At 45.1% G+C, this 13,154-nt stretch carries 10 protein-coding genes; all 10 read left to right on the top strand.

Features of this window, described 5'->3' with window-relative positions; genetic code table 11:
* Positions 1–271 precede the first annotated feature (271 nt).
* Complete coding sequence (locus tag ASG93_RS37175; protein ID WP_414858869.1) at positions 272–370, top strand: ester cyclase; 99 nt, start codon at positions 272–274, stop codon at positions 368–370.
* 90 nt (positions 371–460) lie between these two features.
* Positions 461–997: an NADPH-dependent FMN reductase gene (locus tag ASG93_RS13060; protein ID WP_056832560.1), complete on the top strand. Its 537-nt coding sequence runs from the start codon at positions 461–463 to the stop codon at positions 995–997.
* 237 nt (positions 998–1,234) lie between these two features.
* On the top strand, positions 1,235–1,888 hold the full coding sequence (locus ASG93_RS13055; RefSeq protein ID WP_056832558.1) for a M48 family metallopeptidase: 654 nt from the start codon (positions 1,235–1,237) through the stop codon (positions 1,886–1,888).
* A 70-nt stretch (positions 1,889–1,958) separates the two neighbouring features.
* Positions 1,959–3,506, top strand: coding sequence for a response regulator transcription factor (locus ASG93_RS13050; RefSeq protein ID WP_056832556.1), 1,548 nt, complete (start codon positions 1,959–1,961; stop codon positions 3,504–3,506).
* A 3-nt stretch (positions 3,507–3,509) separates the two neighbouring features.
* Positions 3,510–5,219 (top strand): sensor histidine kinase, encoded by a 1,710-nt coding sequence (locus ASG93_RS13045; protein ID WP_056832554.1) that lies wholly within the window; start codon positions 3,510–3,512, stop codon positions 5,217–5,219.
* Between the two features lie 171 nt (positions 5,220–5,390).
* Entirely contained in the window at positions 5,391–6,341 is a 951-nt protein-coding gene (locus tag ASG93_RS13040) for an ABC transporter permease (protein ID WP_056832552.1), read from the top strand.
* A gap of 25 nt (positions 6,342–6,366) precedes the next feature.
* Positions 6,367–7,263: a carbohydrate ABC transporter permease gene (locus ASG93_RS13035; RefSeq protein WP_056832550.1), complete on the top strand. Its 897-nt coding sequence runs from the start codon at positions 6,367–6,369 to the stop codon at positions 7,261–7,263.
* A 46-nt stretch (positions 7,264–7,309) separates the two neighbouring features.
* A complete protein-coding gene (locus ASG93_RS13030; RefSeq protein ID WP_056832548.1) occupies positions 7,310–8,926 on the top strand; it encodes an extracellular solute-binding protein in 1,617 nt (538 codons plus the stop codon).
* A gap of 102 nt (positions 8,927–9,028) precedes the next feature.
* Positions 9,029–11,395, top strand: coding sequence for a hypothetical protein (locus tag ASG93_RS13025; protein WP_056832546.1), 2,367 nt, complete (start codon positions 9,029–9,031; stop codon positions 11,393–11,395).
* Positions 11,396–11,625: 230 nt separating this feature from the next.
* Positions 11,626–13,101, top strand: a complete 1,476-nt coding sequence (locus ASG93_RS13020) for a protein adenylyltransferase SelO (protein ID WP_056832544.1) — start codon at positions 11,626–11,628, stop codon at positions 13,099–13,101.
* The last annotated feature ends 53 nt before the right edge of the window (positions 13,102–13,154 follow it).

The raw sequence follows: 13,154 nt of genomic DNA, 5'->3' as shown, positions 1-13,154 counted from the left end.
CATTCATTCCGGCAGCGGATAAACAGACAGCCTCTATAGTCCAATAATCTCGTGGTCTGCAAAAGGACAGAAAAACGACGCCTCTAATCAGAAGCGTCGTTTTCTCGGTTTATTTTTCACTCACTAGGGTATGAGAATCGATTTCCCACGTAATACGTGACGGGCTCTCAGATGCTGTGTCTGAAAACGCGGGATACACAGTGGAAGAGGTCATAGCCTAAGGTGAGAAAGTAATTGTAAGAATGGTTGTGAAAGGTACGCATAAAGGAGTATTTTTTACCGTCAATATCGAGTCGTTGATGGTAAGATTGCTGAACACCGAGGTTGGATCGATATGATGACCATGTGGCGTCAAATTAAAGCGAACTAATTTCTTGGATGTAGTGAATTTTTCCCATAAGAATACTTGTAAAATCAAATCATACACTCAAAATAGGAATTTAAATCGAGGAGGCTCTTTATGTTGAAAATTGGAATCATATTGGGAAGTACTAGACCAGGCCGGATGAGTCCGCAAGTGGGGAATTGGCTCAAAGAAATTGCAGATAAACGCGGTGATGCAAGTTATGAAATCGTGGATATCGCAGATTACAAATTGCCCTTTTTTGGTGAACCCGGTAGCGAAGAACAAATCAAAAATTGGACTGAAAAATTGAATAGCTTGGATGGTTTTGTGTTTATTACGCCAGAATACAATCACAGCATTACTGGTGTTTTGAAAAATGCACTCGATTCAGCTCGTGGAGAATGGAATAACAAAGCTGCGGGTATCATTAGTTATGGATCAACGGGTGGCGCGCGAGCGGCTGAACATTTGAGAGGAATATTAGGAGAATTACTAGTTGCTGACGTAAAAGCACATCCAACGTTATCGATATTTACCGATTTTGAGAATTATAGCACATTTAAGCCAGCAGAATTGCATCTCGGGAATATCAAACTTATGCTGGATCAAGTGATCGCATGGAGTGGAGCGCTCCAAACACTACGTCAGTAGTTGTATACTTTATAGTTACCAGATAAGAAACGCATGGTCCCTTAACTCAGGGATCAAGCGTTTTTTTGAGTAGAGAAGAAAGTATAAGTTTTATACTTTTGCTTTTCATCTACCTTGACAAACGCGCTCGTCCCTGAAGGACAATGGAGTCGTTTATCCTTGTTTGCAAAATATACGGATTAGTGATTTGATACGTTTATACGATTTATAAATAACCTTATAGGAACGATGATGATTATGAAAATGGAATTTGAAAATAGTACGATAGAATTTAATGTTCAATATGGAATTAGAAAAAAGATCTCGATTCATATCGATTCTATGGGTTTCATAACTGTAAAAGCTCCAAATGATACAAGTAAGGAGATGGTTATGAGCGCTGTAAAACATCATGGGAAAACGATTTTAGAGAAATTACAACTCATTGCGAAGGCTCGAGAAATCCCAAAGACAAGAGAGTATCAGGATAATGGTAAGTTCCTTCATCTTGGAAAATATGTTTATCTCCAGGAATTAATCGAGACGAATGGGTTAAATGAAGAAGAATTGAAAATGAATCTTAAGAAGTTCTATTTCTCAAGCTGCAAGAAGATAATTGGGGAACGAATCAAAATTTATCAAACTGAGCTGAAAGTAAAACCCAAAACGATTGAGGTAGATGAGTCCAAAACCAAATGGGGCAGCTGCAGCTCGGATAAAAAAATAACTTTTAATTATCGGTTAGCCATGGCTCCAATTGAAGTTATTGATTATGTCATCATCCATGAACTATGTCATCTCCTTCATATGAATCATGATCGATCTTTTTGGAGACGGGTAGGGAGCATTATGCCGGATTATAAAGAAAAAGAAGCATATTTGGCACGGCATGGACATGCTATGACACTTTGAGACTATGTGTTAAATTTATGGTAAACTCCTTTTGTAAATACATTTTTTTGCGTGAAAGGCGGTGGAACCGATGCTGAAAATGCTCGTGGTCGACGATGATAAATTCGAAAGGGACGGAGTCAAGTTTTTAATCGAGAAATACGGCTTGAACTTGGAAATTAGCGAAGCGGACAGCGGGGAAAGCGCACTTGCGTTCATCGAAAGCAACGATATCGATATATTGTTTTCAGACATCCGAATGAAGGGGATGGACGGATTACAGCTTGCAGCAAAAGTACGTGAGCTCGGCCGGCCGGTTAAAGTAATTTTCATGAGCGCTTACGGTGAGTTTGAATATGCACAGCGGGCGATCGATCTGAAAGCGATCCGCTATATTTTGAAACCGGTTCAGGTGAGCGAATTTATTAAGGTTGTGTCTCAGGTCATCCAATTGTGCGAGCAGGAGCTGAAGTCGAAGGCGCAGCAGGATAGGATGGAAGAGGCGTTGAAGAAAGAGGTTCGTTACGAGAAGCAAAAGCTGATGTCCGACCTCATTCTCGGCAAAGCCGAAGTCGCGGACGAAGAAAGGGAGCTATCCATGCCGATCACTGGGTTCGATGGATACTGTTATGTGAGGATGCTGATGCTGGACTCGCGCAGCCGTTTTTTTGACCGGCTCGATCCCGATCTCGAACGCCAGCTTGCGGAAACGGTTCGTCGAGGTTTTGATTTCATCCATTTGAATGAATTTCAAGGTTTGCTGCTCGTGGAAGCTTTTGCCGAAGAATCACTGGAAGCGTTAACGGAGCTCGGACAGCAACTGATCCGATGGTTCCGGGACAAGTACGGACAGGAAGTCTGTATCGTGGTTAGCGGCTTGGTGGACGATGTGAAGCAGCTGTACAAAGAATATCATGCAATGGAATCGATGCTGGAAAATAAGTTTTTTTTCGACGAAGGAACAGTGCTGCTGGCTAACCGTACATCATTTGCCACGGATGATGTTACCGCAGCGGTCAACAATGGACTGGAGGAGCTAACGTTAAATATTCAGCACAACCGTTATGATGTCGCGAGATTGCGGTTCGAACAGTTGTTTGACGCTCTGCAAGGCAGCGATCATTATTCCGTCATTTACATCAAATATGTTTGTTCAGAAATCGTCAAAGCGATATTCGATGCTTCTGCCAAAAAGAACACGGATAATTTCAAAGTGAGTTTGGAAAGTATTTATAGGACAACAAAGCTGAATGATTTACGCAAAGTGGTACTGACGATCTTGGAGGAAAACGAATCATCCAGCGGAAACGGCGCCGAACCGATGACGAAAGCAATTGAAGAAGTTGTTCGAATAATTGAAAGCGAATACAATGCGGATTTGTCTTTGGAATTATTAGCCGAACGGATCTATTTGTCGCCAAATTATTTAAGCCACTTATTCAAAAAGCAAAAAAGGATCAGCATCAACAAGTTTATCACATTGTACCGGATGGAAAAGGCGAAGGAGCTGCTGCGTTCGACAAACCGAAAAATCGTTGACATCGGACAAGACGTCGGTTACAGCAATTTTCCTTATTTCAGCTCGTTGTTTAAAAACCATTATGGCAAATCCCCGTCCCAATTCAGGGAAGAGACATAACTTGTGAAACAGACTATATTCGGACTATTCAATCGGCTGCGCTTTAACCAAAAGTTGTTTTTGTCCTATCTCACAGTTATCATTATTCCGATTTTGGTGCTTGGCCTATATGCTTACAATCAATCGAAGCAAATGTTGAATTATCAGGCGTTTCAAGGAATTGACAAAAACGTCAGTACGATTTCGGAAAGCATCAACAATTCTATCGAACGGTATAACCATACGATCCGGTCGATTGTCTTTAACAAGACATTTCAAAAAATCGTCGCCAATGATTATCTAGATCTGGTCAACCTGTCAGGTGATTTGAACAATTACTTATCGCCTTATTTCATCATGATGATGAATCTGGATAAAGAAATTGAAAAAATAACGTTTTATACGCAAAGCAATGTCCCGGAATACGGCGATTCCGTTGTTTCCTACAAACGTGTTGAAAACGAACCGTGGTACAATGAGACTGTCCTAGGAAGCGAAAATCAATGGTTTTATGATAAGGGTCTGTTTGTAACCGCTAAATTCCCGAAATTCTTCGCGGAGCGGTATACGAACATTGTCTATATGCGTATAAATGACAAAAGTTTTTTCAGAAGTGTGACCGATATGTCCAAGGATTACGGCATTGTCATCGCAGATGCTCAAAACCGGATCATTTATGCGAACCAAAGCGCAAAGCTGATACCCACCTTAGACTCTAGAGAAATGATGGAACTAAGTGAAGGAAGGTTAAGGATCGGCTTAACTGAGATGTTTCTTGTCAAAAAAACAGTGCCGCAAACGAATTGGACCATGTATTGCTTCGTACCTGCCGAGCAAGTGTCCCCAAACGCCGGAACGATCATTAATGCCACGTTGATTGTGATCCTGGCATGTATCGTCAGCTTGCTTGTCATCATTTCGATATTTTCCAAAACGATGATTCGGCGCATCTTTAGGTTGAATGCCATGATGAAGCGAGTCGAGATGGGGGAATTGAACTTGCGGGTGCAAAGCTCGTCAAAAGATGAAATCGGTGAGCTTACGAATCGGTTCGGCAACATGCTGATCCGGCTAAATGAATTAATTGAAGAATCGTTTCGCAGCAAAATCGTACAAAAAGAAGCAGAGATGAAAGCACTTCAATGGCAAATCAATCCACACTTTTTGTACAACACGCTTTCATTCATCAATTGGAAGGCGCTGCGGAGCGATGCCCATGACATCAGCCATGTCGTCACGTCGATGTCGACATTTTACCGAACAGCACTTAATCGGGGCAACAATATTATTTCCGTACGGGATGAACTAGAAAATATCAAATCCTATGTAGAAATTATTCAGGTCATGGGTGAATATAGCTTCGATGTTGTTTATGAAATCGACGCAGCGGTTTACGAATATTCAACGATCAATCTCATCCTGCAGCCGTTGGCCGAAAACGCAATCAAACACGGCGTCAACCAGAAAACGTCTGGGAGGGGATTACTGCAAGTGAGCGCCCGTCTCGGTCATGGTACGATCGAATTCGCAATCGAAGACAATGGTCCGGGTATGCCGCAGGAGACGATCGATACGATACTGACAATGCAGTCAGTCGGATACGGGCTGAACAACGTCAACGAACGGCTGCAGCTGCGGTTTGGAGCTGAATACGGCATAGGCATCCAAAGCCGGATCGGCCATGGTACGGTCATGACCGTCGTTATTCCACAATACATGAATGCTGTATTGTGATCAGTAAATCTGCCATTCTCCCACCTAAGTCTGCCGCGAGGCAGGCTTTTTTTGCAACTCCGTAAAAAACTGAATAATTTCATTACTATTTGATAATTTTTTTCTCTACAGCCCATGCTATAGTTTATTTATCGAAACGGAAGCGTTTACATGAAGGAGGGAAAGACAGCAATGAACGAAACTGTGGCGACCGTATGCACGAGACGAAAGCTAAAGCGAGAAAAGACCAAAAAATATAAGCAATACCGCGTGCTGCTCGTCATGATGATCCCGGCGATCATCTATTACATCATTTTCCACTATCTTCCGATGATCGGCGTGCTTCTCGCTTTTAAAGATTTTAAAATTACGCAGGGCATTCTCGGAAGTCCTTGGGCTGGACTCTATCATTTTGAGAAAATCATCCACGATTCGTATTTCTACACGGTATTGAAAAATACGATTGTCATAAGCTTATACAAGCTTGTTTTCGGCTTCCCGGTACCGATCGTTTTCGCCTTATTGCTGAGTGAAATTTCGAATTTGAAGTTTAAAAAAGTCGTGCAGACGGTTTCATATTTGCCGCATTTTATATCGTGGGTCGTCTTGGCTGGTATTTTCTTTACGATATTTTCGTTGGACGGTCCGATCAATGCGATCGTCAAACTATTTGGGGGCGATCCGATGTTATATTTGGCGGACGACCGCTATTTTCGAACAATCCTCGTAGTCACAAGCATTTTTCAAGGGTTCGGCTGGGGTTCGATCATTTATTTTGCGGCGATATCGGGTATTGACCCGCAGTTGTACGAAGCGGCTGTTATCGACGGGGCGGGGCGGTTCAAGCGGATGATTTACATATCCATCCCCATGCTCGTTCCAATCATTGCGATTATGCTGATTTTGTCTATGTCCGGCATTCTGGATGCTGGTTTCGATCAAATATTCAATATGTACAATGCCAAAGTATATAACGTATCCGATATTATTGACACATATGTGTATCGCAAAGGCTTGATTGAGCTGAATTACAGCTATGCCACGGCAGTTGGGCTGTTCAAATCGGTCGTCGCTCTGCTCCTGATTCTTGCCGTAAACCGTATCGTTAAATGGATCGGAGGAAAGGAGCATGCCATATGGTAGTTTGCCCTATGAAGGAGCGAGATAGATGATAAATGTGAAAAAATCGCTAGGCGACAAAATGTTTGACGTCCTTATATACGTCATTTTGACTGGCATCATGATTTGCACCATATACCCATTCTGGACTCAGGTTGTTATTTCCTTGGACGGTGGTGGAGCCAAAAGCGCAGCTTACTCATCAGGGATTAAATTGCTGCCAACACAACTGACGTTCGATAGCTATAAGTTGGCCTTCAAGTTCGATGCGTTATGGATGGGCTACAGGAATACGATGGTTAGAACGGCTATCGGTGTCGTGCTGTCCATATTTTTCACGGCGATCACCGCTTACCCTCTGGCGAAGAAGGATTTGCCTTTCAACAGGGCGTTTACGAGCTTCATCTTATTCACTATGCTGTTCGGCGGGGGGACGATCCCATCGTATTTACTCATCAAGGAACTGCACATGCTTAACACGGTTTGGTCACTAGTCATTCCAGGCATGATTGGAGCCTTTAACGTATTGATTATGCGTAACTTTTTCCGATCGATTCCCGATGAGCTGGAGGAGTCAGCCCGTGTTGACGGTGCCGGATATTTGCGGATTTTCACCCAAATCGTCATTCCGTTATCGAAGCCGGTTTTGGCAACGATTGCGTTATGGGTAGGGGTTGGACATTGGAACGCATGGTTTGACAGCATGATCTATATCTCCGATCCGGACAAACAAATGCTGCAAATCGTATTGCGTAAAATTATTATCCAAAACAACATGTCGGACATTAACAGTGTCATTCAACATATAGGCAGCAAAACAGAGTTTTCCGGCAGGCAGCTGCAAGCGACGGTCGTGATGTTTTCAATTATTCCGATGCTGATTGTATATCCGTTTATTCAAAAATATTTTGTCAAAGGCGTTATGATTGGCGCTATTAAAGGGTAATCTCCCCTATTAATAGAAACATAAAAGAAAGAAAGGGTTGGTTAAATTGAATAAAAAGCGTTGGATGCCTGGAGCGTTGTCCGCGGTTTTGATCATGTCCGTGATGGCCGGGTGCAGCAAAAGCGAATCATCAGGAGATACTGCCGATAGTGGAAAAAAACAAAGTTCCGAGTCAACGGATAGCGGACAAAAACCGAAGTCCAAAATGAAGCTCACCTTTTGGAACCTGGATGAAAATCAAAATCCGGATTCCGTCGGCGTAAATGCACTTAAAGAAAAATTCGGCATCGATATCGATTTTACTTCAGCCACACGAGAAGCGATGAAAGAAAAACTGAACCTGATGATTTCTTCTGGTGAAATTCCTGATTGGTGGAAAGAGCCGTCGTTCACGGAATACGACAAGTTCCTTGGGCAGAACGTAGCGGCAGAAATCCCGCAAAAGCTAATCGAGCAAAACATGCCGAAATACATGAACTGGTTAAAACGGTTTCTCGGAGACGATCCATTTAAATACGTCAGAAGAGACGGTAAAATTTATGGCTTGCCAGTTATCTGGGATATTGGCATCGACGGCTTGCAGCTGTCTTTTCGGCAAGATTGGTTGACTAAAGTCGGCATCACAAAAACACCGGAAACGCTTCAAGAAATGGAAGCCGCTTTGATGAAGTTCCGCAACGACGATCCAGACGGTAACGGCAAAAAAGACACTTACGGCATTACATCTTCAGGCGACAATATCGAAAGCATGTTCAGCTCGGTGTTCGGCGCATTTGACGCTTATCCGAATATTTTCCGGGAAAAAGACGGCAAAGTCGTGCGTGGCGAAATCGAGCCTGGGGCGAAGCAAGCGCTTGAAGTGTTGAATCGTTGGTACAAAAACGAGCTGATTGACCCTGAGTTTGTTGTCAACAAGGGCAATAACGTCGAGGATAAAGTGCTTACCGACAAAATCGGCGCCATCGAATATTATTGGTGGACGTTCTTGCCGGGCAATGCCTTCCTTGGGGGAGATCAATGGCATGACAAGCTGGCCAAAAATCATCCGGGCTTCAACTTTGCGATTGTTGGCGGCATTAAAGGACCAGACGGCAAATACGGCATGTCACAATATAACCCGGCGTATGCCTCGGGCGTCATGTTCGGCAAGCAATTGGAGAAAAATCAAGACAAACTGGTCAAATATATGCAAGTTTTCGAAGCAACCCAATTCGAACCTGAAATTTATGAAAAAATGAACTTTGGTGAAAAAGGTAAGCAATGGAAAGTAAGCGACAATGGAACAGTAGAATATATTGCGCCTTATACGGATGAGAAAGAACGTAAAAAAGCAGGTCTAGGCGGCTATTCGATGGCTGGTTCGTTTAACGATTACGATTTCCAAACGTCATATACTTCGGAAAAAAGCTTGCGCCAGCTGGCAAAGGACACTCGTGCGAAAGGAACGAGAAACATCGATATATTGGCGCCATTTAACAAACCGATCTACAACGAAACCCAAGATAAGCTGAAACAGTTTACGCTGCGAACTTATATCGACTTCATTACCGGTCGCAAGTCGTTGAATGATTTCAATAGCTTTGTAACGGAATGGAAGAAAATGGGTGGTGATCAAGTGCTCGAAGAAGCGCAAAAAGTATACGACAAAAACTTGAAAAAATAAGATTGAATAGAATGTCCTTTCCAAATTCACAAGAATTGGGGAGGACATTCGAATTTAAGGCTATAGGTTGGACAACTAAACTCGAAAAGGGATGAGAGAAAGATGTATTCATGGCAAGCAGGGAAATTGATAATTGAACTAGACGGAAAGGGCCAAATCAAAGCAATGACCGATGCTGGAAGCGGAAAATCGTACGCATCAGCGGCACATGCAACACCACTCATTCGTGTTCTCATTGACGGACACATGGAGGCACCGTTGACAGCAGATTACGACGAAGTGAGTGGCGAACTGACGTTACGATTTGAGGAAAGCGGTGCTAAGGTAGGCGTTGCGATCAAGGTAAAGGAACTGTATATGACATTTAGAGTGACGTGCATCGATGGAGCTGATGTGGATGCGATCATTTGGGGACCGTATGTGACAACGATTGCCGGTTCGATCGGTGATGCGGTTGGCGTTGTGCACGATGGGCGGTTTGCGATCGGCATTCAGGCGTTAAATGTGAAGACGATTGGCGGCTGGCCCATGGAGGCAGAAAAGCTGCATTTCGCCGATCCTTCATTTGAGGATGCCAAGTTTGAATATGAATCATGTGCAGCGTGGCCTTCGAGTGAAGGCAGCCTACTGCAATTGTTCACGAGAAACCGGACGAAAACCACAAGGCGCCCGGTTTGGAATTTGCCTGACATCGAAGTAGCTGCGATTAGCGGGATAGAAGCGGAAATTGTCGGGTCGGCGATCGCTATGTTCGGTTGCGAGGCGAACCGGGTGCTGGATACGATCGAAGCGGTCGAGCTCGGGGAAGGACTGCCGCATCCGATGATCGAAGGCGTTTGGGGGAAAACGTCGCCTGCGGCGAACCAGTCGTATTTGATCACCGATTTCTCCGAATCAACGATGTCGGAGGCTGTTCAATATACGTTGAAGGCCGGTCTGAAATATGTCTATCATCCTGATCCATTCGGGCAATGGGGCCATTTCTCCTTAAAGCCGCACAGCTTTCCGAACGGCGATGACGGACTGAAAAGCTGCGTAGACTTGGCGGAGGGTATGGGCGTTCATGTCGGCGTTCATACGTTGTCTAACTTTACGACACTGAACGATCCTTACGTGACGCCATTGCCGGACGAGCGGCTGCAAGCAGTCGGAGTGGCGAGGCTGGTCGAGCCGGTCATAGCAGATGACGTGAATATTGTCGTCGATGATCCACATCCGTTAGCGGCGAATTTGTTCCGGCGTTCGGCGCGAATCGGCAGCGAGCTTATTGAATACGACGCGATATCCGGAAGCGCGCCATGGAAGTTGCTCGGCGTTCGTCGTGGTGTGAACGGTACGGCGGCTTATGCGCATGAAGCAGGTGCGGAAATTAGCCGATTGTGGGATCACGGGTACGACGTCTTTTTCCCGGATATTGAACTTCAAGACGAATACAGCCAGCGTATTGCCGAGTTGTTCAGAAAGACGGGCCTCAAACAAATATCGTTCGACGGTCTCGAAGGCTGCTACGCATCTGGACACGACGGTTACGGTGTGAACCGGTTCGTGAAGCTGTGTTACGAAGGCTGGGGGGATGAAGTGATCAATGACGCGAGCATCGTTGTTCCGAATTATTTGTGGCACATATTCACGCGCTTCAATTGGGGAGAGCCGTGGGGAGCAGCAACACGCGAAGGCCAGCTTGAGTGGCGGCTCAGTAATCAGCGGTTTTTTGCCAGGAACTTTATTCCCCCAATGCTGGGTTGGTTTCTTGTCCGTTCAGCCAACGATCAATTTGAAGCTACTGTCCTGGACGAAATTGAATGGGTGTTGTCGAAAGCGGCCGGATTTAACGCAGGATTCGCGCTCGTCGCCGATATGAGTGTTCTCCGGCGAAACGGCAACATTAACGTGTTGTTTGAGTCGGTACGGCAATGGGAATTGGCACGACACGCCATAGCATTTACAGAGGAACAGCGGGAACGGCTGCGCGAGCCGAAAGGCGACTGGCATTTGCGGCCGGAGGGCGAAGGACGATGGAATCTGTACCCGGTCAACATCTCCAAGCCGCTCGTGTGCAACCCGGCTGAGCTGCAGCCAGGGCAGCCCGGCGGTGCGGATTGGACGTTTTATAACCGCCATGCCGATCAGCCGCTCAAGTTTTGCTTGCGTGTGACGCCATCGTACGGCAACGACGACGCTTCGGTGAAACGGCCGGCATTTTTTGCGAACGGCATTTACATGACTTTTGAAACGGAAATTCTCGCGAATCAATATCTCGTTTGCGATGGAGACCGGATTGGCAAAATTTACGATCAAAACTGGAATCTGCAGAAAACAGTGGAAACGTCGGTGGATGCGACGATCGTTCGTAATGGCGGACAGACGCTATCGTTCAGCTGTAAATTCGAAGGAGATCCGAAGCCGTCGGTCAGCGTCAAAGTGTTCACTTGGGGCGAGCCGGAGAAGGTAGAAGCTAGTTCTAAATAAGAACATTCAGAGGTACCTGCGGATTGATTTAGTAATTAACGTCGTTAACTAATAGACTGGAATAATGAAGCAGGCGCCGCGGCGTACTGCTTTTTTTGTTAAAGAGATATTGATGTCAAACATGTTGATCGATTATCGCTGTTGGACATAATAACAAGAGTTAACAAAGCGTTGCAGTCCATGGCCGATAACTGCGATAATATAACAAAAAGCAAAAATAAGGAGATACGATGACAGAGAAAAATACAATAATAGAAACAGGATGGAACTTCGACAACAGTTATGCACGTTTGCCAGAATCACTTTTCACCAGACTTCATCCAGCTCCTGTGAGCTCACCGAAGGTAATCATTCTTAATGATCAGTTGGCAACATCTTTGGGATTATCGGTCCAATCGCTGCAAAGCAATGAAGGGGCTTCGTCGCTTGCTGGTAACGAGATTCCCGAAGGAGCTTTGCCTCTAGCCCAAGCCTATGCTGGGCATCAGTTTGGGCATTTTAACCGGTTAGGGGATGGCCGTGCTATGCTTCTTGGCGAACAGATCACTCCCCAAGGTATACGGGTTGATATTCATCTTAAGGGTTCAGGCAGGACGCCATATTCCCGAGGGGGCGATGGCCGGGCAGCACTTGGCCCGATGCTGCGTGAATACATCATCAGCGAAGCCATGTATGCGCTAGGTATTCCTACAACACGCAGCCTAGCGGTGGTTACAACCGGTGAGTCCATTATCCGTGAAACCGAACAGCCTGGTGCAATTCTTACCCGCATAGCTGCCAGCCATTTGCGCGTCGGCACCTTTCAGTATGCTGCGAAATTTGGCACCAAAGAGGACCTTCAAGCCCTGGCTGATTACACTTTGCAAAGACACTTTCCAGAAGTTGATACTGCAGATGAGAACCGCTATCTTGTCCTGCTTCAGGAAGTGATTAAGCGTCAGGCTAGTCTCATTTCCAAATGGCAGCTCGTTGGCTTTATTCACGGGGTGATGAACACCGATAACATGGCGATCAGCGGAGAAACCATTGATTATGGTCCTTGCGCCTTCATGGATACTTACGATCCGGCAACGGTATTCAGTTCCATTGATAATCAGGGGCGCTATGCCTATGGTAATCAGCCCTATATTGCCGCTTGGAATCTCGCCAGATTTGCTGAAACCCTACTGCCGCTGCTGCATGAGAACGAGGAGCAGGCTATCAGACATGCCGAGGCTGCAATTGCAAGTTTTTCCGAGTTATATCACCGTCATTGGTTTGCGGGAATGAGAGCAAAACTCGGAATTTTTAATGAAGAACAGGAAGATGAATCTCTTATTAAAGATCTGCTCAATATAATGCAGAAATATAGTGCAGACTATACCAATACTTTTCGCGCATTAACTTTCGATAAGCTGGAAGACACGGATCTTTTTAGCTCCGCTGAGTTTGCTCAGTGGCATGAATTGTGGCAGGTGAGACTAAGCAGGCAGGAGGAAACAAAAGCTTCCTCACATCAGTTGATGCGCAGCAGCAATCCTGCGGTAATCCCCCGTAACCACCGGGTAGAGGAAGCACTAGAAGCTGCGGTGAATCAAGGAAACTACAGTGTAATAGAGCGTCTTCTTGATGTTCTTTCGAGACCCTTCGCGCACTCCTCCGAACAGGCAGATTTTACACGGCCTACGCTATCTACGCAGCCTTACCGAACCTTTTGCGGTACTTAAAGCAGAAAAACTTTAAAAAATAACCTGATTAACAGGTTATTTTTTTTGAAACT

The organism is Paenibacillus sp. Soil787 (assembly GCF_001429545.1).
Lineage (GTDB): Bacteria > Bacillota > Bacilli > Paenibacillales > NBRC-103111 > Paenibacillus_E.
The sequence above is the reverse complement of the archived record's forward strand: the minus strand, read 5'-3'. Positions and strand labels throughout refer to the sequence as shown.